Here is a 21,692-nt window from a genome sequence, read left to right on the forward strand (position 1 = left end):
GAGCCGCGGTCAGGCGGCAGCAGCGCGGCCCGGTCCGGTTCCGTCGGCATCCGGTCGGGAGTTACTGCCGGCAGGGACGGGCCTGCAGCACCATCCTCGCTGGATGGCCGATCCAGGAACTCCGGTTCCTGCGGCCGCGCTGCCATGGCACGATTGTATCCGAATACATGTTCGATTGATAGAGAAACAACTCGAAAATGCTTCTGCCACGGACGCTGCAGTGCGGCACCTGCCGCCGTCGTACCCCGGCCGGCTACCCGAGGATCTCCGCCAGGAACCTTCCGGTGTGGCTGACCTCGGACTTGGCTACCTGCTCCGGAGTCCCGGTGGCGATAATCCCGCCGCCGCCGGATCCGCCGTCGGGTCCGAGGTCCACGATCCAGTCGGCGCTCTTGATCACGTCGAGATTGTGCTCGATGGTAATGACCGTGTTGCCCTTGTCCACCAGGGACTGCAGCACCAGCAGCAGCTTGCGGATGTCCTCGAAGTGCAGCCCGGTGGTGGGCTCGTCCAGGACGTAGACGCTGCGGCCGTTGGATCGCTTCTGCAGCTCGCTGGCCAGCTTCACGCGCTGCGCTTCGCCGCCGGAAAGGGTCGTGGCGGGCTGGCCGAGGCGCACATAGCCCAGACCGACGTCGACCAGCGTGTTCAGGTGCCGGGCAATCGGGCTGAACGCGGCGAAGAACCCGGCCGCCTCCTCGATCGGCATGTTCAGCACATCGGCGATGGTCTTGCCCTTGTAATGGACTTCGAGGGTTTCCCGGTTGTAGCGCGCACCGTGGCACACCTCGCACGGAACGTAGACGTCCGGCAGGAAGTTCATCTCGATCTTCAGCGTGCCGTCGCCGGAACAGGCCTCGCAACGGCCGCCCTTGACGTTGAAGGAGAACCGGCCGGGCAGGTAGCCGCGGACCTTCGCCTCGCTGGTCTCGGCGAAGAGCTTGCGGATATGGTCGAACACTCCGGTGTAGGTGGCCGGGTTGGACCGCGGCGTGCGCCCGATGGGGCTCTGGTCCACATGGATGACCTTGTCCAGGTGCTCCAGGCCCTCCACCCGCGTATGCCGGCCGGCCACGTGCTTGGCGCCGTTGAGCTTGTTCGCCAGCACCTTGTACAGGATGTCGTTCACCAGCGTGGACTTGCCGGAGCCGCTCACACCGGTCACGGCGGTGAACACCCCCAGCGGGAAGACCGCATCCATGCCCTTGAGGTTATTCTCCCGGGGGGCGACCACCTTGAGCTGGCGCTGCTTATCCACCTTGCGGCGGGTTGCCGGGACCTCGATCTTCCGCCGTCCGGCCAGGTAGTCGCCGGTCAGGGATTCCTCGTTGTCCAGCAGTTCCTTCAACGGGCCCGAATGGACCACCTGGCCGCCGTGCTCCCCCGCGCCCGGGCCGATGTCCACGATCCAGTCCGCTTCATGGATCGTGTCCTCGTCGTGTTCGACGACGATCAGCGTGTTGCCCAGATCCCGCAGCCGGGTCAGGGTCTCGATCAACCGGCGGTTGTCCCGCTGGTGCAGGCCGATGGAGGGCTCGTCCAGTACGTACAGCACGCCCACCAGGCCCGAGCCGATCTGGGTGGCCAGCCTGATGCGCTGGGCCTCGCCGCCGGAGAGCGTGCCGGCGGCACGCTCAAGGTTCAGGTACTCCAGTCCGACGTCGAGCAGGAACTTCAACCGGGCCTGGATCTCGATCAGCACCTGGTGGGCGATCTGCTCCTCGCGTCCGGTCAGGGTCAGCGCGGCCAGGAAATCGCTGCAGTCGCGCAGCGGCAGGGCGGAGACTTCCGCGATGGACTTGCCGTTGACCAGCACGGACAACGACGCCGGATTCAGCCGCGCGCCCTTGCAGGCCGGGCACGGGACCTCGCGCATGTATTCTTCGTAGCGGTCCCGGGCGTTGTCGGATTCGGTTTCCTGGTGCTTACGGTGGATGTACTGCACGGCGCCCTCGAAGCCCGTGCTGTACTTGCGCTCCCTGCCGAAGCGGTTGCGGTACTGCACAACGACCTTGTAGTCCTTGCCGTAAAGCACAGCCTTGCGGACCGCGGCCGGCAGCTTCGAGAACGGGGTGTCCATGGAAAAGCCCAGTTCGTGCGAGAGCCCTTCCAGCAGTCGGGCCCAGTACTCCGAGGTGGCCTTGCCCAATGCCCACGGAGCGATGGCCCCTTCCGCAAGGCTGAGCGAAGGATCGGGCACCACCAGTTCCTCGTCGACCTCCAGCTTGCTCCCGATGCCGGTGCAGGCAGGGCAGGCGCCGAACGGGTTGTTGAAGGAGAAGGACCGCGGCTCGATTTCGTCAATGGCCAGCGGATGCTCGTTCGGGCAGGCCAGGTTCTCGGAGAAGGCCCTGGTGCGGCCCGGCTCCGCCTCGTCCAGGTCCACGAAGTCGGCCAGCACGCGGCCGTCGGCCAGCTCGAGCGCGGTCTCCACCGAGTCCGCCAGGCGCTGGCGGATGCCGTCCTTGGCCACCAGCCGGTCCACTACCACCTCGATGGTGTGCTTGAACTGCTTGCCCAGCTTGGGCGGATCCGAGAGCTGGACCAGCTTGCCGTCCACCTTGGCACGGGAGTAGCCCTTCGTGGAGAGCTCGCGGAACAGTTCCACGAATTCGCCCTTGCGCCCGCGCACCACCGGGGCCAGGAGCTGGAACCGGGTGCCCTCCGGCAGCTCGAGCAGCTGGTCCACGATCAGCTGCGGAGTCTGCCGCGCCACCGGCTCGCCGCAGATCGGGCAGTGCGGCCGTCCCACACGCGCCCAGAGCAGGCGCAGGTAGTCGTAGATTTCGGTGATGGTGCCGACCGTCGAGCGCGGGTTCTTGCTGGTGGACTTCTGGTCGATGGAGACCGCGGGCGAGAGCCCCTCGATGAAGTCCACGTCCGGCTTGTCCACCTGGCCCAGGAACATGCGGGCATACGAGGAGAGGGATTCGATGTACCGGCGCTGGCCCTCGGCAAAGATGGTGTCGAAGGCCAGGGAGGACTTGCCGGAACCGGACAGCCCGGTGAAGACGATCATCGAATCGCGCGGCAGGTCCAGGTCGATGTTGCGCAGGTTGTGTTCGCGCGCCCCCTTGACCACGAGGCGCGAAAGGTCGGGCTTGGCGGCTTGGCTCAGGATGGAACTTGCTGATTCACTCGCGGTAAGCACGCCTACCAGTCTAGTCGAAGGTTCCTTCGAACTTGCCGCGGCTACTGAGCGGCCAGGCGGTCCACCGCCGCCTTGACCGCCGCGACGGCCACCGCGGTGTCGATCCCCTGGGCATGGACCACGCGGGCGAATTCCTCCGCGGCCGCGGCCAGCAGCTGCTCGGAGCGGGCCGCCCCCGCACTGATCACGGTGCCCGCCCGGCCCTGGGTATCCACCCGGCCGGCGGTCTCCAGCTCCCGGTACGCGCGGGCCACGGTATTGGGCACCACGCCGAGGTGTTCGGCCAGCTTGCGCACCGGCGGCAGCTTGGTCCCCACTGGCAGCTCGCCGTTGTCCGCGGCCTCGATGATCCGCAGCCGCAGCTGCTCGAAGAGCGCCACGGCACTGTCCCGGTTCAGCCGCCAGTCGAATTGATCAGCTTCCATGCCCCGCTGCCCGCTCCTTTTCCGCCATTGTGCCGTCCGCCGTGCCGTCCCCCGCCTGCTCCAGTGTCAGCGGGGCCGCGAACTGCGCCCGGTACAGGCCGGCATAGAAACCGCCCGCGGCCAGCAGTTCTTCGTGCCGGCCGCGTTCCACGATCCGTCCGTCCCGCATCACCAGAATGACATCCGCGTCGCGGATCGTCGACAACCGGTGCGCGATCACGAAGCTGGTCCGGCCCTGGCGCAGCCCCGCCATGGCCTGCCGGATCTGCACCTCCGTGCGCGTGTCCACAGAGCTGGTGGCCTCATCCAGCACCAGGATGGCAGGATCCACCAGCCATGCCCGGGCAATCGTGATCAGTTGCCGCTGGCCCTGGCTCAGCCGGCCGCCGCCGTCCTCGAGCACGGTGTCGTAGCCGGCAGGCAGGGCCCGGACGAAGTGGTCCACCTGGGTGGCCCGCGCCGCCGCCATGATCTGCTCCTCCGTGGCCTCCGGCGCACCGTAGGCGAGGTTGTCCCGGATGGTCCCGCCGAACAACCACGCGTCCTGGAGCACCATGCCCACGTTTCGCCGCAGCTGCCGCCGGGGAATCGCGGTGATGTCCACCCCGTCCACGGTGATCCGGCCCGCATCCGGTTCATAGAAGCGCATCAGCAGGTTCACCAGTGTCGTCTTGCCGGCGCCGGTGGGGCCGACGATCGCGACGGTCTGTCCCGGTTCGGCCACCAGGGACAGCCCGTGGATGACCTCGGAACCTTGGCCGTAGGAGAAGCTGACGTCCTCGAAGGCCACCCGGCCGCGGATCCGCTGCGGTTCCCCCTCCGCGGCCGGGGCAACCGCAGGAGGCCGGACCGGGTCCGGATTCTCCTCTTCGTCGTCGAGCAGGGCAAACACGCGCTCGGCGGAGGCCACGCCGGACTGGAGCATGTTGGCCAGGCCGCCCAGCTGGCCCAGTGGCTGGCTGAACTGCCGGCTGTACTGGATGAAGGCCTGCACGCCGCCGATGGACAGCTGCCCGGAAGCCACCTGCAGCCCGCCGACGACGGCGACCGCCACGTAGTTCAGGTTCGAGATAAGCATCATGGCCGGCATGATCATCCCGGATACGAACTGCGCGCGGTAGGCCGCCGTGTACAGCTGTTCGTTGGCGCTGCGGAAGTCGGCGATGGCCTGCGGCTGCCGGCCGAAGGCCTTGACCACGTCATGTCCGGTGAACATCTCCTCGATGTGCCCGTTCAGCCGGCCGGTGGTGCGCCACTGGTCGGTGAACAGTGCCTGCGAGCGCCGGGCGATCCGGAGCGTGGCGACGGCGGAGAGCGGCACCGTGACGATGGTGATCAGGGCCAGCAGCGGGGAGACGGTGACCATCATGGCCAGCACCCCGCCGATGGTCAGTACGGAGACCATGATCTGGGCCAGGGTCTGGCTCAGGGTCTGGGAAAGGTTGTCGATGTCGTTGGTGACGCGGCTGAGCACGTCCCCGCGGGATTCGCGTTGGAAGTGGCCCATCGGCAAGCGGGAGAGCTTGGCCTCGACCGCTTCGCGCAGCCGGAACATGGCCCGCTGGACGACGATGGCGCTGAGCCGGCCCTGGAGCCAGCCGAAGCCGAAGGAGGCCAGGTACAGGCAGGCCGCCGCCAGCAGGATCATCCGCAGCCGGTCGAAATCGATGCCCTGGCCCGGAATCAGGTGCATGGCCGCGAGCATGTCCGCCAGCTGGTCCCGGCCCTCGCTGCGCAGCCGCCGGACCTGTTCGGCCTGGCTCACCCCTGCGGGGATGCTGCGGGAGATTAGTCCGGTGAAGATGACGTCCGTGGCCGCGCCGAGGATGCGCGGGGCCAGCACCGTCAGTGCCACGGAGAGCACTGCCGCGGCGGTCATGGCGGCGGCGGCCGGCCGGTCCGGTCGCATCAGGGCGAGGATGCGCCGCAGGCTGGGGCCGAAGTTCAGCGGCCGGGCCGGCTGCTGGTTCCCGGCCATGCCGCGGAAGCCGCCGCGCATCATGCTCATGCCGCTGCCTCCAGGTCTTCGGGCGGCAGCTGGGAGGCGGCGATTTCCCGGTAGGTGGGGCAGCCGCGCAGCAGTTCCCGGTGGGTTCCCTGTCCGGCGATCCGGCCCTGGTCCAGGACCACTATCCGGTCAGCATCCAGGATGCTGCCCACCCGCTGGGCTACGATCAGCACCGTGGTGCCGTGCGCGGGCGAGTCCGGGGACTTCAGGGCGGCGCGCAGCCGTGCGTCGGTGGCGAAGTCCAGGGCGGAGAAGCTGTCATCGAAGAGGTAGATGGCCGGCCGGGCCACCAGCGCACGGGCGATGGCCAGGCGCTGACGCTGGCCGCCGGAGAGGTTGCCGCCGCCCTGTTCCACCGGGTGTTCCAGTCCCCCGTCCCTGGCCCGGACGAAGTCCGCCGCCTGGGCCGTCTCCAGGGCGGCCCAGAGCTCCGCGTCCGTGGCATGGGCGTTGCCGAAACGCAGGTTCGAGGCGATGGTCCCGGCGAACAGGGTGGCCCGCTGCGGCACCAGCCCGATTCCGGCGCGCAGCGAGTCCAGGGTCACGGCGGCTGTGTCCTGTCCGTCCACCGTGATCGTGCCGTGCGAGGCATCCAGCAGCCGGGGCACCAGGCAGAGCAGCGTCGTCTTGCCGCAGCCGGTGGGGCCGATGATCGCCGTCGTCGTCCCCGGCTCGGCGGCGAAGCTGATCCCGGACAGCACCGGCGCCTCGGCGCCGGGATAGGAAAAGGCGACGTCGTCGAAGACCAGCCTGCCGCCGTCGTACGCCAGCTCCGGAGCCCCGGGCCGCTGCAGCACGCTGGTCCGGGCGGTCAGCACCGCGGTGATGCGCTCGGCGCAGACGGCGGCGCGCGGCACCATCATGAGCATGAACATCGAGATCATCACCGCCATCAGGATCTGCATGGTGTAGGCGATGAACGCGGTCAGGGCGCCGACCTGCATCTGCCCGGAATCGATGCGCAGGCCGCCGAACCAGACCACCCCGGCCGAGGCCAGGTTGACTACCAGCATCACGGCAGGGAACATCAGCGCGATCAGCTGTCCCACCCGCAGCCCGGTGGCGGTCAGGTCCGCATTCGCCGCCCGGAAGCGCCGGGCTTCGTGCTCTTCGCGGCCGAAGGCCCGCACCACTGCCACGCCCATGATCTGTTCGCGCAGCACGGCGTTGATCCGGTCCAGCTGCGCCTGCGCCTTGCGGAATTGCGGCGCGAGCCGGCGCACCACCAGCCCGATCACGGTAAACAGCAGTGGCAGCACCAGCAGGAGCAGACCGGACAGCGGCACATCCTGGTGCAGGGCCAGCAGCACGGCGCCGATGCCCATGATCGGGGCGGAGACCATCATGGTGAAGGCCATCAGCACCACCAGCTGTACCTGCTGCACGTCGTTGGTCGTACGTGTGATCAGGGACGGCGTGCCGAAGCCGCCCACCTCTTGGGCGGAGAGCTGCTGGACCTTCACGAACAGGCTGTCGCGGATGTCCCGTCCCGCGCCCATGGCCACCCGTGCGCCGAGATAGCCGGCGGCCACCGCGCAAAGCGCTTGGGCGGCCGTAACGGCGAGCATCCACCCGCCCAGGCGCAGGATGGTGCCGGTATCCCCGCGGATCACGCCGCGGTCGATGATGCCGGCGTTCAACGTCGGCAGGCACAACATGGCGGCGGTCTGCAGGAACTGCAGCACGACGACGACGGCGACCTGCGCCCGGTAGGGCGCCAGGCTGCGCAGCACGAGCCGGAAAAGCACCACTCCTCCGTCGGTCTTTCCCCGGCGGCGCCGGGGGCATAGCGAACTTACGCCCGCTGCCGGCACGTGGCAAGGGGCCCACGGGCGGAGGCAGCAACCGTTGGCGTCCACCGGACTCCCCGTTCCCGGCCTCCCCCACACGCTCCGCCTGCGGGGACCCCCGGCCGCTCTCTTGCTCGCTCCGCTCGCGGCGGGTCCCTCGGCCGTTAGACTGGGGCGCATGATCGAGACCACTGACTTGACCATCCGCAGCGTATCCGTCGGCGAGATGGACAACAATGTGTACCTGCTGACCTCGAAGTCTTCCGGCGATCAGGTGCTGATCGACGCCGCGGACGACTTCCCGGCCATCCGGAAGCTGCTGGCCGAGGGCGCCGCAGATGCCCCCGGCGGGAAGGCTCAGGTGAAGCTGATCATCACCACGCACAGCCACTGGGACCATGTCCGGGCGCTCGCCGAGGCGGTGCAGGCCACGGGCGCGCCGACTGCAGCCGGCACCGAGGATATCGACGCCATCGAGGTGCCCACGAAAATCGCGCTGGACCACGGGGAGATCCGCTGGTTCGACGGCTTCGAGCTGGAAGTGATCAAGCTCCGCGGCCACACTCCCGGCAGCGTCGCCCTGCTCTACCGGGATCCCCATGGTCCGGCCCACCTGTTCACCGGGGACTCGCTGTTCCCCGGCGGGTTGGGCAACACCCGGAAGGACCCGGCCCGTTTCGCCTCGCTCTACCACGATGTGGTCGAGCGGGTCTTCGCCTACCTGCCGGACGACACGGTGGTCCATCCCGGCCACGGCAAGGGCACCACCCTGGGGGCGGAACGGCCGCACCTGCAGGAGTGGAAGGAACGCGGCTGGTAAAGATTGGGACGCTCCCGCAGTGTCGGCTGCGCCGCCACGGCAGGTCCCGCGAGCCCTACTCCAGGGCGCTCCCGTCTAATAGCGGAACAACTCGAAGGCGACGCGCGCCCCGTCGTCGTCCCCTTCGGTGGCCAGCCGCAACAGGTCCCGGGCCTGTTCGCGCACCGGCCGGGGGCTGAGCGCCTCCAGGTAGCGTTCGTGCGCCATCAGGGAGGCCAGCGCCTTTTCCATGCTCTCCCGGCCCACCGGGACGAAGTGCGTGGGTTGCGGGGACACCAGCGCCGCCCAGCGCACGCCGGCATGTGGCGGCAGGCCGGCGTCGCCCAGTTCGGGGAAGATCCACTCGTTGGCGGCATCGGCCACGGCGTTGAGCACGGAGCGGCCGAAGACCTGATGGTCCTGCGAATTCCAACGGCCCGGCGCCCAGGTTTCCCGGTGGTTCAGCGTGATGAGCCCGTCCGGGCGGTACCGCCGGATGGCCCGGGCCAGGTCCCGGCGCAGGGCCAGGGTTTCCTCCAGCCGGCCATCCGGATGGTCCAGGAAGGTCAGGTCCTCCACGCCCACCGCCGCACAGGCGGCACGCTGCTCGGCTTCCCGGAGCGGGCCGGCCTCGGCCGGGGGCAACCCGGCGATGCCGGCCTCCCCGCGGGTGGCCAGAACATAGGCGACCTGCTTGCCCTGCGCCGCCCATTCGGCCACCGCCGCGGACGCCCCGTACTCGGGGTCGTCCGGATGGGCCATCAGAACCAGTACCCGGTCCCAGTCCGCAGGCATCGGCTCCAGCCCGCTCACGCCGGACCCTTCTTGCATCCGACGGCGAAAATCCGCCGGAAGGAGTACACCGTGCCGTACGGTGTGGCCGGATAGGCCTGGCGCAGCAGCCGGGCGAATTCGGCCTCGAACTCCCGGGCCTCCTCCGCGGCCAGCGCGGCCAGCACCGGCCTCAGCCCGGCGCCGCGGACCCACTCCAGCACCGGGTCCTGGTCATGGAGCACATGCTCGTAAATGGTGGTCCAGGCCTGCGCCTCGCAGCCTTCCTCAAGCAGCAGGCGCAGGTAGTCCAGCACGGATCCCACCGTGTTGTCGTGACGGAGCACCCCGGCGAGGCGCGCGGACCAGCGCGGCGAATCTGCGAGCGCGCGCATTAGCGCGTGGGAGGGTGCATCGAAATTGTCCGGCACCTGGACCGCCAGCCAGGCGCCCGGCTGCAACTGCTGCAGCCAGCGGCGCATCATGGCCAGGTGGCCGGGCACCCAGTGCAGCGCGGCATTGGAAATCAGCACGTCCAGGCCCCGCGGCGGAGTCCAGCCGGCAATGTCCCCTTCGATGAACTCCAGGTTGGGTTCGCCCCGGGCCCGCCGGGCCTGGCGGACCATTTCGCCCGAGGAGTCCAGGCCGATCACGTGCGCCCCGGGCCAGCGGCGGGCCAGCGTGGCCGTCAGGTTGCCGGGGCCGCAGCCCAGGTCCACCACCAGGCGGGGTTCGGGACCGGTGATCCGGGCGGTCAGGTCGAAGAACGGCACATTGCGGTAGTCGGAGAATTCCACATACTTCTGCGGGTCCCAGTCCATGGGCCCAGCGTACCCGCCGCGAGCCCCGCGAGCTTGCGGTGGGGTGCCGGAGGCTCCGCGGCATGCACCCGAAAAACTTTCCGGCGGCTGCATCCGGGACGGGGCCAGGACCGGTAACAGGGGATGTAAGTACCAACAGCCCGGCGACGGGCCTTTGAAGGAGATCGACATGCGCAACCGCATCCTGGCCGTATCGGCGGCAGCATTCGCAGCTTCGATGGGACTGGCGGCTCCTGCCGACGCTGCCCAGGACGATGCCCAACTTTCGGTACTGCACGGGGTCCCCGATTTGACCGTGGACGTCTGGGTCAATGGCGAACGGACACTCGATGATTTCACGCCGGGCAGCCTGGCCGGGCCGCTGGCGCTGCCGGCCGGCAGCTATTCGGTGGCGATCACGGCCGCGGACGCTGCGAGCGCGGACGATGCCGTGCTCGGACCCGTCGACCTGAAGCTGGCGGCCAAGGGCAACTACACCGCCGTCGCGCATCTGGATGCCGGCGGCAAGCCGACGGCGAGTCTGTTCACCAACGACATGTCCGCCATCCCCGCCGGCAAGGGCAAACTGACGGTGCGCCACACCGCGGCGGCCCCCGCGGTGGATGTGCTGGCCGGCGGCACTGCCGTCATCAAGGATCTGGCCAATCCGGAAGAGAAGACGCTCACCCTCGACCCAGGTGCCGTGCCTGCCTCGGTGGCGGCAGCCGGAACCACCAAGGCAGTAATCGGGCCGGCGGACATCCCGGTGGCCGAGGGCAGCAACACCATCGTGTACGCCTGGGGCAGCCTCAAGGGCGGCAACCTCGACGTAGCGGTGCAGACGCTCGAAGGACTGCAGTCCAACCCCAAGGCGGTACCGGGCGGCCGTTCCGGAGCAGCCGCAGCGGATAACAGCGCCCTGGTTGCCGGCGGGGCCGGCGCGGCACTCCTGCTGGCCGCAGCCGGCGGTCTGGCCCTGCGCCGGCGGGCAGCGGCGGCCCGCAACCGGTAATCCGACCCGGCGGCACTGTTTTCCCCCATCACGGTGCCGCCGTTCCCGCCCGTCCGGCCTGCCCCGAGGGCCGGACGGGCCCACCGGTTTAAGGAACTCGAAGGAACACGGCATGGAACACGACCAGGCACCCAGCCGGCCTGGGATCCGGCGCCGGGTGCTGCTCGGCATCCTGGCTGCCGTCCTCGTCCTGCCCGGATGCACCGCCGCGGGCGCCGCACGTGTTGGGACGGTCCCCGCCACGGCCGGCAGCGTGCACGCGTCCTTGCCCTCCCGGCCGGCCGCCCCGGTCCGCGAGGCGGCGCTGCCGGAGGCACCAAAGCCTCCTGCCCCGCCCCGGTTCCTGACCGTGGAAGGCACCTCCATCGCCGTCGACATTGTGCCGGTGGGGGTTCGCGCGGACCAGGCCATGCAGATCCCCGACTCCTTCGGCCAAGCCGGCTGGTACCGCTTTGGCGCGGCACCTGGGGCGAAACACGGCACCGCCGTCATTGCCGCGCATGTGGACACGCTGACCGACCTTGCTCCGTTTTCACAGCTGCAGCACGTCCGACGCGGCGCAGCCATCACGGTCCAGCGGCGCGGAGCCCCGCCGTTGGTGTACCGCGTGTTGGACGTAGCGTTTGTGGACAAGGACCGGTTCGACACCAGAGCGCTCTTCCGCCGCGACGGCCCGCACCAGCTCAGGCTCGTTACCTGCGGAGGAAAATGGCTGGACGACCGGCAGGACTACAGCGACAATGTGGTAGTTACTGCGCGCCCGGAATGAGCCGGGGCCGGTGCCAAAGCTGGATCCAGCGCGGTGCCGGGCGCCCCCGCTCCGCACCCCGGAGGGAGTATCCATTGCCCGCCCCGTCCCCGTCCTGGCCCGCGGAGCTCGACGCCGCCTTCGCCGCAGGCCAGGAACAGGCCCTGGCCGAGGCCTACCGGCAGTTTTCCCCGCTGGTGCACACCCTTGCGTTGCTGTCTCTGGGCAGCCAGGCCGCGGCCGATGATGCCACGCAGGAGGTATTTATCCGGGCGTGGCGCTCGCGGGCGACCTACCATCCCGCTGCGGCGCCGGTGCCGGCCTGGCTGGTGGGCATTGCCCGGAACGTCATCGCCGATGCGCTGGCGGCAGGAGCCAGGGAGCAGCGGAAGGTGCGTGCAGCCGCCGCCATTCTGCCGGACGCCGACCACAGCCGGGAGACCGCCGAGGTCATGGCGGACCGGCTGTTGCTGGAAGGAGAACTCGGCCGGCTGGGCGAACCGCAGGGCTCGATCATGCGGCTGGCGTTCTATGAGGACCTTACGCATGAGCAGATCGCACGGCGCCTGGACCTGCCGCTGGGTACAGTGAAGAGCCACATCCGCAGAAGCTTGTCCCGGCTGCGCGACCGATTGGAGGTAGACCATGCAGCATCTTGATCCCGAGTTGCTGAGCCTGCTGGCGCTGGATGACGGCGTCGGCACGGACGCGGAACGGGACCACCTGCGCAGCTGCACGGCCTGCCGCACCGAGTACGAGGAACTGCGCCGGACGGTCGGCGTGGCCAGGGCCCGGCCGCAACAGCAGGCCCTGCAGGCCCCTGGTCCCCAGGTCTGGGCCGCCATCCACCGCGAACTCGGCCTGGACAAGTCCTTGGCCGAAGATCCGTTGGGCGGCACGGTCAGGGACATCCGGTCCGCTGCCCAGCACCGTCCGGGCGCCGGCAGGCCTGGCAGGCCGCCGCGCCGGCTGTGGCTGCTGGCAGCGGCCGCCGCCCTGGTCCTCGTCCTGGGCATCGGCTGGCTCGTCTCCCGCCAGACGGCCGTGCCGGCTCCGGTCGCGGCGGCCCGGCTGGAACCGCTGAAGCAGTTCTCCGCCACCGGATCCGCCGAGGTCCTGCAGACGGGCAGCGGGCGCGAACTGGTCGTCCGGCTCAGCGCGGACCAGGCCACCGGGTACCAGGAGGTGTGGCTGATCAAACCGGACCTGTCCGGACTGGTCAGCCTCGGCGTGCTGGAATCGACCACCGGCACGTTCGCCATCCCGCCCGGACTGAACCTGGCCGACTACCCGATCGTGGACGTGTCAGACGAACCCTTGGACGGAAAACCGGCCCATTCCGGCGTCAGCATTGTCCGGGGCCGGCTGGACGTCTAGGCCGGGCCGGTATCCCCTGCCCGTCAGTGGGCGCGGCGCGGACCACCTAAGCTGGAAGGAACATGAATCTTCTTGAGCAGCTTCCGGCCACTTCGTCCGCGTCCGCCGCCGCAGCGGATCCGGACCAGACCTACACTTCATTCCTCGAATGGGTGGAAAGCCGGGGCATGTCGCTCTATCCGGCCCAGGACGAGGCCGTCATGGAGCTGGTCAGCGGCAACAACGTCATCCTGGCCACCCCCACCGGCTCCGGCAAGTCCCTGGTCGCCGTCGCGGCCCACTTCCATGCCATGGCCACCGGGCAGCGCAGCTACTACACCGCCCCGATCAAGGCCCTGGTCTCGGAAAAGTTCTTTGCCCTGTGCGATATCTTCGGCCCGGACAACGTGGGCATGGTCACCGGCGATTCGGCGGTGAACCAGGACGCGCCGATCATCTGCTGCACCGCGGAGATCCTGGCCAACATCGCGCTGCGCGAGGGCGCGGCGGCGGACCTCGGCCCGGTGGTCATGGACGAGTTCCACTACTACTCGGACCCCCAGCGCGGCTGGGCCTGGCAGGTGCCGCTGCTGGAGCTGCCGCAGGCGCAGTTCCTGCTCATGTCCGCCACCTTGGGCGACGTGAGCCGGTTCGAAAAGGAACTCACCGAACTGACCGGCCGCCCCACCACTACGGTCAGCTCGGCCCAACGGCCCATCCCGCTGCACTACTACTACGTGACCACCACCGTGCAGGAATCCCTCGAGGAACTGCTGGCCACCAAACAGGTGCCGGTGTATGTGGTGCACTTCAGCCAGGTCGAGGCAATCGAGCGCGCGCAGAACCTGATGAGCATCAATGTCTGCACCCGCGAGGAGAAGGACCGGATCGCCGAGCTGATCGGCAGCTTCCGCTTCGCCGCCGGTTTTGGAAAGACCCTGAACCGGCTGGTCCGCCACGGCATCGGCGTGCACCATGCCGGGATGCTGCCCAAGTACCGCCGGCTGGTCGAACAGCTGGCCCAGGCCGGGCTGCTGAAGGTCATCTGCGGCACGGACACCCTGGGTGTGGGCATCAACGTCCCGATCCGCACCGTGCTGCTGACCGCCCTGAGCAAGTACGACGGCGTGCGCACCCGGCTGTTGAGCGCGCGGGAATTCCACCAGATCGCCGGCCGCGCCGGCCGCGCCGGCTACGACACGGCAGGCACCGTCGTCGTCCAGGCCCCCGAACACGTCGTCGAGAACACCAAGGCGATGGCCAAGGCGGTGGCCAAGTTCGGCGACGACCAGAAGAAACTGCGCCAGGTGGTCAGGAAGAAGCCGCCGGCCGGCTTCGTCAGCTGGGGCGAGGCGACGTTCAACAAGCTGGTCGAGAGCGAGCCGGAACCGCTGACCTCCAGCTTCACCATCACCCACGCCATGCTGCTGAACCTGCTGGAGCGGCCCGGGGACCCCTTCGCCGCGGCCCGCCGGCTGCTTACCCGCAACCACGAGTCCCGGCCGGCGCAGCTGCGCCTGATCAAGCGGGCCCTGGGCATCTACCGGGAGCTGCTGGCCTCGGGCATCGTCGAGCGCCTGGACGCCCCGGACGAGGACGGGCGGACCGTGCGGCTGCGGGTGCACCTGCAGGAGAACTTCGCGCTGAACCAGCCGCTGTCCCCGTTCGCCGTCGCCAGCCTGGAGCTGCTGGATCCGGAAGGCGGCAGCTATGCCCTGGATGTGCTCTCGGTGATCGAGGCGATCCTGGAGAAACCGCGGCAGATCCTCTCCGCGCAGGAGAAGAAGGCCCGCGGCGAGGCCGTGGCCGCGATGAAGGCCGACGGGCTGGAGTACGAGCAGCGGATGGCCCTGCTCGAGGACGTGACCTATCCGCAGCCGCTGGCCGAGCTGCTGTTCCAGGCCTTCGAAACCTACCGCCGGGCCGCGCCCTGGGTGGGCGACTTCGAGCTGACGCCCAAGTCGGTGATCCGGGACATGTACGAACGCGCGATGAACTTCGGTGAATTCGTGCAGTTCTACGGACTGGCGCGCAGCGAGGGCATTGTGCTGCGCTACCTGACGGACGGCTACAAGGCGCTGCGCCAGACGGTGCCGCCGGAGGCGCTGCGCGAGGACCTCGAGGACATCATCGCCTGGCTGGGCGAACTGGTCCGCCAGGTGGACTCCAGCCTGCTGGACGAGTGGGAGGAGCTCGCGGCCGGGGCCGGTGCCGCGGACCTGGCCGCCGAACATGCCGCGGAAAACGTCCTCACCAAGGAGCCGCCCAGGCTCACCGACAATATCCGTGCCTTCCGGGTCATGGTCCGCAACGAACTTTTCCGCCGGGTGGAGCTGTTCGCCGACGAGGACGAGGAAGCCCTCGGCGAGCTCGACGGCGAGGCCGGCTGGGACGCGGACCGCTGGGCGGACGCAATGGACGGCTACTTCGAGGAATACGAGGACATCGGCACCGGGCCCGACGCCCGCGGTCCGGCCCTGCTGATCATCGAGGAGGGCCCGAAGGTGTGGAAGGTCCGGCAGATCTTCGACGATCCCGAAGGCAACCACGACTGGGGCATCAACGCCGAGGTGGACCTGGAGGCCAGCAACGCCGCCGGCACCGCGGCGGTCAAGGTCCTCTCCGTCGGCGCCCCCGCCTAACCCCGCCCTCCGCCCTGCCTCAAGAATTGGTCAGTAGTTGCTGCCTTGTGTAAAAAAGCGGGCTGCAATCCTTACGGGGCGGATCACCGCTCTGTGCAGCACCGCGCACGCCCGGCGTGAAGCCGATACCGGCGTTACTCCGGCGCGGCTGGATAATTCCATCCAAGCGGCCGAAAATTGCAGGACGAAAGCATCTATTGACCACTTTCCGGCAGGAGGGAACAGTCCGGTTTCCGCCGTGGCGGGGGCCTACGCTTCCGGGTCCGCGGAATGATCCGGCGCCTCGAAGTCCAGGTCCAGCCCGCTGGCGTAACCGGCCGTACGAGCGGAGCCGCGGAACGTCCTGCCGGGGCGCGGTGCGTAGGCAAAGTAGCCGGCGGAGGACACCGCCGTTCCCGGCCCGCCGTCGTCGTCCGGCGCGCCCGGGGTGCTGCCGAGCAGGCTGCGGGTCAGGACCTCGCCATCGCCCATCAGTTCCGCGGCGGCGGCCAGCAGGTGCGCGTCCGTGGGCCCGGTGCCGGCGAGCGCCGAGGCGACGACGGCGCGGCGGACCAGTTCGCGGGCAAAAGAGGCGGTGGTTCCGGCGGTCAGCTCCGCTGCTTGGCCGATGGCCTCCTCGCTGAAGGCGAGTTCCCGGGCATACCGGCGCAGCAGCGCTGCCCGCTCACCGGCTTCGGGCAGCGGAATCTCGACGGCGAGGTCCACCCGGCCGGGCCGCTGGGCCAAGGCACGCTCGAGCATGCCCACCCGGTTGGTAGTGAGCACAAAGGCGACGTCGGCGTCGTCGTCGAGCCCGTCCATCGCATCCAGCACCTCGAACAGCAAGGGCTGGGGGCCGTGGCCGAAGCTGCGGTCCTCGGCGATCAGGTCGCAGTCCTCGAGGATGACCATGGACGGGGCCAGTGCCCGGGCCATCCGGGCCGCCTCGGAAATGAAGGCGAGCGAACCGCCGGAGAGGATGATCGCCGTCGTGCCCTGACTGCGACCGAGCAGGTACCGAACGGTGTGCGTCTTGCCGGTTCCGGGCGGCCCGTACAGCAGGAGGCCGCGTTTGAGGTGCTGGCCGAGGGCGCGCAGCTGTTTCCGGTGGCTGCCGAGTTCCACCGCATGCCGGCTGATCCGCTCCAGCAACCCCTCGGGCAGGATTACGTCCGCGGCGTCCAGCCGCGGCCGCTCATGGAACGTCACTCCGGCGCCGGAGTCCCCGAAGGGATCCATGGTCAGCGACACCACCTGCCCCTTGAGGACGCTGCGGGTCTGCATGCGGGCACGGAAGGCCGTGAGGAAGTCCGCCACCTGCTGCGGACTGGAGCCCAGGACCTCCAGCGCGGCGGTGTTCTGCCCGTAGCGCGGGTTGGCGGCCCGGATCAGCACCGCCAGCGGCTCCCCGGCGCCGGAGTGGAACAGCCGCAGGCCCAGGGCGACGGCCTGGCGCTGCTCGGCAGGCCCGACGGCCACGTTGGCATAGTCCGGCTGCGAGAGCGGAAACTGCGGGAAATGGCGGGACTGCTGGAGCATGTCGCTCAGGGACAGGTGATGGCGCTGGTCTCCCCCGCCGATTCCCACCAGCCGGTGCTGCGCATCCGCCTCGGCGGTCTCGGCCAGCTGGATGTCCGCATCCACGAAGCGGTGACCGGGGATTTCCTCGACCACCACCGGCAGTTCGTCCGCCGGCCTCCCCAGATGATCGGTCAGCGCGGCGAGCAACTGCGTCCCGCCGGCGAGCCTCGGCTGCGCCCTTTCGGCCAGCCGCACCAGCGCGGCGAAATCCTCGATGAAGGCCCCCAGTTCCCGCTCCATGCCCCGACCCTACCAGCGGCGCCCCGTTTCTGCGGGAGTGCGGTTGCGGACGGCCGGAAAACGCCGGAGCAAAGCATCTATTGGCCGGTTTTCCCCCGGCGGGGACATCTGCCGACCAGTTGCCGGGGAGTCAGTGGGGATAGGCTCGTACCATGCCTGAAATCCGCCGCGCCCGCGAAACCGATGTCCCCGCCGTCCTGGAGCTGATCCGCGAACTGGCGGTCTATGAGAAGGAACCCGACGCCGTCAAAGCCACCGAGCAGCACCTGCGGCAGGCGCTGTTCGGCCCGGAACCGGCGGTCTTCGCCCACGTGGCCGAGGTCGACGGCGAGGTCGAGGGCATGGCGCTGTGGTTCCGGAACTTCTCCACCTGGGAGGGGGTGCACGGCATCTACCTCGAGGACCTGTACGTGCGGCCGGGCCGCCGCGGCGCGGGGCTGGGCACCGCGCTGCTGCGCACGCTGGCCCGGCACGCTGTCGAACAGGGATACGCCCGCGTGGAGTGGGCGGTGCTGAACTGGAACGAACCGGCGATCGGCTTCTACCGCAGCCTCGGCGCCGGACCGCAGGACGAGTGGACCACCTACCGGCTCACCGGGGACGCCCTGGCCGCCTTCGGCGCCGTGGATGCCACCCCGGCGGATGCAGAGGCCTCCCGGTGACCGCCGGTACCCGGCACCGGGTGGCCGGCCGCCACGAGATGCGCGGCGTGCGCACCACCGAGCACTACTTCACCGTGCCGCTGGACCACGGCCGGCCGGGCGGTGAAACCCTGGAGGTCTTTGCCCGCGAGTACGTGTCCGCGGACCACGGCGATGCCGCGGACTCGCTGCCCTGGCTGCTGTTCCTGCAGGGGGGCCCGGGCGGGCGCGGCAATCGCGCGACCTCGCTGGGCGGGTGGATGAAGGAGGCGGCGCGCCACTTCCGGATCCTGATGCTGGACCAGCGCGGCACCGGGCTGTCCTCCCCCGTCACCCGGCAGACCCTGCCGCTGCGTGGCGGTCCCGCGGCCCAGGCCGAGTACCTCGCGCACTTCCGGGCGGACTCCATCGTGGCCGACGCCGAACTGATCCGCGGCGTGCTCGCCGGCGCCCCATGGAGTGTTTTCGGCCAAAGCTACGGTGGCTTCTGCGCCCTCACCTACCTCTCTTTCGCCCCTCAGGGGCTGCGGGAAGTGCTGATCACCGGCGGGCTCGCCCCGCTGGACGGGCACCCGGACCGGGTCTACCGGGCCACCTTCGCCCGCGTCGAAGAGCGCAACCGGGAGTACTTCGCCGCCTACCCCGGGGACCGGGACCGCGTCACCGAGATCGCCCGGCACTTAGAGTCCGTGCCCGAGTATCTGCCCACCGGCGAGCGCCTGAGCGTCCGCCGCTTCCAGATGGCCGGGTCCTTCCTGGGCGGGAACACCCGCTTCGACGCGCTGCACTTCCTGCTCGAGGACGCCTTCACCACAGGCCCGGAGGGCAGGTGCCTCTCGGATGCCTTCCTGGCCCAGGTGGGTGCGCTGGTCAGCCGGGCCGTCAACCCGCTGTATGCCCTGATCCACGAGTCCATCTACGGCCAGCACACCGCCACGGACTGGTCCGCCTGGCGCGTGCTGGAGGAATACCCGCAGTTCAAGCCGGAGGCGGACGAGCCGCTGCTCACCGGGGAGATGGTCTACCCCTGGTACTTCGAGGAGGACCCGGCGCTGGTCCCGCTGCGCGACACCGCCGAACTGCTCGCCGCCAAGGCGGACTGGCCGGCCCTCTACCGTCCGGAGCAGCTGGCGGCCAACACGGTCCCGGCCGCGGCCGCCGTCTACCGGGACGACATCTACGTGGACCGCGGGCTGTCCCTGGAGACGGCGGCGCGGGTGCGCGGGCTGCGCGTGTGGGAGACCGCAGAGTTCCACCATGACGGGATTTCCGACGATGGCGAGGGCATCTTCCGCCGCCTGCTCGGCATGTGCCGGGGCTAGGGTGGGGAGCGGCCCGCTAGGCGTGCCCGGCCGAGCGCATCTGGCGCAGCTCCTTCTTCAGCTCCGCCACCTCGTCGCGCAGCCGGGCGGCCAGCTCGAACTGCAGCTCCGCGGCGGCGCCGTGCATCTGCTCGGTCATCTGCTCGATCAGGGACGCCAGGTCCTCCGCCGGCGCCGCGGCCAGGCCATCCTTCCTGACCTTTTCCCCGGCCTTCTCCGCCCCCTTGCCGGCCTTGGCGGCCGAGTAGCCGCGCTTGCCCTTGCCGTAGTCGAAGCTGCCCAACAGCGCGTCGGTGTCCGCGTCCTCCCGGGCCAGCTGGTCCGTGATGTCGGCGATGCGCTTGCGCAGCGGCTGCGGGTCGATGCCGTGCTCGCGGTTGTAGGCCTGCTGGATCTCGCGCCGGCGGTTGGTCTCCTCGATCGCGTTGGCCATCGAGTCGGTGATCTTGTCCGCGTACATGTGCACCTGGCCGGAGACATTGCGGGCCGCGCGGCCGATGGTCTGGATCAGCGAGGTGCTGCTGCGCAGGAAGCCCTCCTTGTCCGCGTCGAGGATCGCGACCAGGGACACTTCCGGCAGGTCCAGGCCCTCGCGCAGCAGGTTGATGCCCACCAGCACGTCGAAGGTTCCCAGCCGTAGCTCGCGCAGCAGCTCCACCCGGCGCAGGGTGTCCACGTCCGAGTGCAGGTACTGGACCTTCACCCCGCGCTCGAGCAGGTAGTCAGTCAGGTCCTCGGCCATCCGCTTGGTCAGCGTGGTGACCAGCACCCGCTCGTCCCTGGCCACCCGCGCATTGATCTCGCCCAGCAGGTCGTCGATCTGGCCCTTGGTGGGCTTGACCACGATCTCCGGGTCCACCAGGCCGGTGGGCCGGATGATCTGCTGCACCACGCCGTCGGCCTTGCCCAACTCGTACTTGCCCGGCGTGGCGGAGAGGTAGACGGTCTGCCCGATCCGCTCGAGGAATTCGTCCCACTTCAGTGGCCGGTTGTCCATGGCGGAAGGCAGCCGGAAACCGTAGTCCACCAGCGTGCGCTTGCGCGACATGTCACCTTCGTACATGGCGCCGATCTGCGGCACCGTCACATGGGATTCGTCGATCACCAGCAGGAAATCGTCCGGGAAGTAGTCGAGCAGGCAGTGCGGGGCGGTGCCCGGCCCGCGGCCGTCGATGTGCCGCGAGTAGTTCTCGATGCCGTTGCAGAAGCCCATCTGCTGCATCATTTCCAGGTCGTAGGTGGTGCGCATGCGCAGCCGCTGGGCCTCCACCAGCTTGTTCTGGGATTCGAGCAGCTCCAGCCGCTCACGCAGCTCGTCCTCGATGGCCTTGATTGCCCGGCTCATCCGCTCCGGCCCGGCCACGTAGTGCGAGGCCGGGAAGACGTACATCTCTTCCTCTTCCCGGATGATTTCGCCGGTGACCGGGTGCAGCGTGTGGATGGACTCGATCTCGTCGCCGAAGAACTCGATCCGCAGCGCCAGCTCCTCGTACATCGGGATGATCTCCACGGTGTCCCCGCGCACCCGGAACGTACCGCGGTGGAAGTCGACGTCGTTGCGGGCGTACTGCATGGCCACGAAGCGGCGCAGCAGCTCATCCCGGTTCATTTCCTCGCCCCGGCGCAGCGTCACCATTCCGGCGATGTATTCCTCCGGGGTGCCCAGGCCGTAGATGCAGGAGACGGTGGCGACCACGACGACGTCGCGCCGGGTCAGCAGCGCGTTGGTGGCCGAGTGCCGCAGCCGCTCGACTTCCTCGTTGATCGAGGAGTCCTTCTCGATGAAGGTGTCCGTCTGCGGCACGTAGGCCTCGGGCTGGTAGTAGTCGTAGTAGGAGACGAAGTATTCCACCGCATTGTTCGGCAGCAGTTCGCGGAACTCGTTGGCCAGCTGGGCGGCCAGCGTCTTGTTCTGCACCAGCACCAGCGTGGGCCGCTGCACCTGCTCGATCAGCCACGCCGTCGTCGCACTCTTGCCGGTACCGGTGGCACCGAGCAGGACGATGTCCTTCTCCCCGGCCTGGATCCGCTCGGTCAGTTCCTTGATGGCGGCCGGCTGGTCCCCGGAGGGCTTGAACTCGCTGACCACCTGGAACGGGGCGACGACACGGTTAATCTCCTGGGCAAGACTCATGACATTAACGGTAGTCCCTCGCACCGGTGGCCGGGCAAGGGCACCGGAACCACCGTCACAGGCCGGACCCGCTACCCCGCTACCGGCGGCGCGGTCCACCCCGTGGCCGCGATCCACGCCGCCAGCCGCGGATCGGCGAACCCGGCGAACCAGCCGCCCTTGTCCCGGGCATAGCCGTCGCAGGCAGGGTCCCCGGCGTGCAGGGCGGCCACCCGCCGCTTCTCGGCCAGGTAGGCTGCGGCAGCGCCCGGCTCGGCGCGCAGCCAGTCCCGGAACGCCAGCGTATGGCGCCA

The 21,692-nt window shown here is 69.3% G+C and carries 17 protein-coding genes; 8 read left to right on the top strand and 9 right to left on the bottom strand.

Features of this window, described 5'->3' with window-relative positions; all coding sequences use genetic code 11:
- Nucleotides 1–253: 253 nt before the first annotated feature.
- From uvrA to ACFQ36_RS05420, 4 genes are read right to left on the bottom strand one after another with little or no spacing between them, the layout of a single operon-like run.
- Nucleotides 254–3,151 carry an excinuclease ABC subunit UvrA gene (uvrA, locus tag ACFQ36_RS05405; protein WP_377011393.1) on the bottom strand — a complete coding sequence of 966 codons (2,898 nt, stop codon included), beginning with the start codon at nucleotides 3,149–3,151 and terminating at the stop codon, nucleotides 254–256.
- A 41-nt stretch (nucleotides 3,152–3,192) separates the two neighbouring features.
- Complete coding sequence (locus ACFQ36_RS05410; RefSeq protein ID WP_377011395.1) at nucleotides 3,193–3,576, bottom strand: GntR family transcriptional regulator; 384 nt, start codon at nucleotides 3,574–3,576, stop codon at nucleotides 3,193–3,195.
- On the bottom strand, nucleotides 3,566–5,584 hold the full coding sequence (locus ACFQ36_RS05415) for an ABC transporter ATP-binding protein (RefSeq protein WP_377011397.1): 2,019 nt from the start codon (nucleotides 5,582–5,584) through the stop codon (nucleotides 3,566–3,568). The genes ACFQ36_RS05410 and ACFQ36_RS05415 overlap by 11 nt, the downstream gene beginning before the upstream one ends.
- Nucleotides 5,581–7,332, bottom strand: a complete 1,752-nt coding sequence (locus ACFQ36_RS05420; RefSeq protein ID WP_377011425.1) for an ABC transporter ATP-binding protein — start codon at nucleotides 7,330–7,332, stop codon at nucleotides 5,581–5,583. Before ACFQ36_RS05420 ends, ACFQ36_RS05415 begins: the two co-directional genes overlap by 4 nt.
- A 220-nt stretch (nucleotides 7,333–7,552) precedes the next feature.
- Between ACFQ36_RS05420 and ACFQ36_RS05425 the strand changes: the two genes are divergently transcribed.
- A complete protein-coding gene (locus tag ACFQ36_RS05425) occupies nucleotides 7,553–8,194 on the top strand; it encodes an MBL fold metallo-hydrolase (RefSeq protein WP_377011399.1) in 642 nt (213 codons plus the stop codon).
- A 75-nt stretch (nucleotides 8,195–8,269) separates the two neighbouring features.
- Here ACFQ36_RS05425 and ACFQ36_RS05430 read toward each other — a convergent pair whose 3' ends face one another.
- Together ACFQ36_RS05430 and ACFQ36_RS05435 are read right to left on the bottom strand one after the other, a co-directional pair.
- Nucleotides 8,270–8,986, bottom strand: a complete 717-nt coding sequence (locus tag ACFQ36_RS05430) for a PIG-L deacetylase family protein (RefSeq protein ID WP_377011400.1) — start codon at nucleotides 8,984–8,986, stop codon at nucleotides 8,270–8,272.
- On the bottom strand, nucleotides 8,983–9,765 hold the full coding sequence (locus tag ACFQ36_RS05435) for a trans-aconitate 2-methyltransferase (protein ID WP_377011403.1): 783 nt from the start codon (nucleotides 9,763–9,765) through the stop codon (nucleotides 8,983–8,985). The genes ACFQ36_RS05430 and ACFQ36_RS05435 overlap by 4 nt, the downstream gene beginning before the upstream one ends.
- A 169-nt stretch (nucleotides 9,766–9,934) precedes the next feature.
- Between ACFQ36_RS05435 and ACFQ36_RS05440 the strand changes: the two genes are divergently transcribed.
- The 5 genes from ACFQ36_RS05440 to ACFQ36_RS05460 all read left to right on the top strand — a co-directional run bounded on the left by ACFQ36_RS05440 (nucleotide 9,935) and on the right by ACFQ36_RS05460 (nucleotide 15,502).
- On the top strand, nucleotides 9,935–10,756 hold the full coding sequence (locus ACFQ36_RS05440) for a DUF4397 domain-containing protein (protein WP_377011405.1): 822 nt from the start codon (nucleotides 9,935–9,937) through the stop codon (nucleotides 10,754–10,756).
- 112 nt (nucleotides 10,757–10,868) lie between these two features.
- Nucleotides 10,869–11,525 carry a class F sortase gene (locus ACFQ36_RS05445; RefSeq protein ID WP_377011407.1) on the top strand — a complete coding sequence of 219 codons (657 nt, stop codon included), beginning with the start codon at nucleotides 10,869–10,871 and terminating at the stop codon, nucleotides 11,523–11,525.
- A gap of 74 nt (nucleotides 11,526–11,599) precedes the next feature.
- Nucleotides 11,600–12,163, top strand: coding sequence for an RNA polymerase sigma factor (locus ACFQ36_RS05450; protein ID WP_377011410.1), 564 nt, complete (start codon nucleotides 11,600–11,602; stop codon nucleotides 12,161–12,163).
- Entirely contained in the window at nucleotides 12,150–12,881 is a 732-nt protein-coding gene (locus ACFQ36_RS05455) for an anti-sigma factor (protein ID WP_377011412.1), read from the top strand. The genes ACFQ36_RS05450 and ACFQ36_RS05455 overlap by 14 nt, the downstream gene beginning before the upstream one ends.
- 62 nt (nucleotides 12,882–12,943) lie before the next feature.
- A complete protein-coding gene (locus tag ACFQ36_RS05460) occupies nucleotides 12,944–15,502 on the top strand; it encodes a DEAD/DEAH box helicase (RefSeq protein WP_377011414.1) in 2,559 nt (852 codons plus the stop codon).
- Between the two features lie 249 nt (nucleotides 15,503–15,751).
- Here ACFQ36_RS05460 and ACFQ36_RS05465 read toward each other — a convergent pair whose 3' ends face one another.
- Nucleotides 15,752–17,302, bottom strand: coding sequence for an AAA family ATPase (locus tag ACFQ36_RS05465; RefSeq protein WP_377011416.1), 1,551 nt, complete (start codon nucleotides 17,300–17,302; stop codon nucleotides 15,752–15,754).
- A 152-nt stretch (nucleotides 17,303–17,454) separates the two neighbouring features.
- Here ACFQ36_RS05465 and ACFQ36_RS05470 point away from each other — a divergent pair, with 152 nt between their 5' ends.
- Nucleotides 17,455–17,964, top strand: a complete 510-nt coding sequence (locus tag ACFQ36_RS05470) for a GNAT family N-acetyltransferase (RefSeq protein WP_377011419.1) — start codon at nucleotides 17,455–17,457, stop codon at nucleotides 17,962–17,964.
- Between the two features lie 38 nt (nucleotides 17,965–18,002).
- On the top strand, nucleotides 18,003–19,265 hold the full coding sequence (locus tag ACFQ36_RS05475) for an alpha/beta fold hydrolase (protein ID WP_377011426.1): 1,263 nt from the start codon (nucleotides 18,003–18,005) through the stop codon (nucleotides 19,263–19,265).
- A gap of 16 nt (nucleotides 19,266–19,281) precedes the next feature.
- On the opposite strand, the gene uvrB is transcribed toward ACFQ36_RS05475, so the two are convergent.
- Together uvrB and ACFQ36_RS05485 are read right to left on the bottom strand one after the other, a co-directional pair.
- A complete protein-coding gene (uvrB, locus tag ACFQ36_RS05480) occupies nucleotides 19,282–21,399 on the bottom strand; it encodes an excinuclease ABC subunit UvrB (protein ID WP_377011421.1) in 2,118 nt (705 codons plus the stop codon).
- 71 nt (nucleotides 21,400–21,470) lie between these two features.
- The coding region (locus ACFQ36_RS05485) for a GrpB family protein (protein ID WP_377011424.1) at nucleotides 21,471–21,692 on the bottom strand (222 nt) is incomplete at its 5' end.

This window comes from Arthrobacter sp. GCM10027362 (genome assembly GCF_042679445.1).
Taxonomy (GTDB): domain Bacteria; phylum Actinomycetota; class Actinomycetes; order Actinomycetales; family Micrococcaceae; genus Crystallibacter.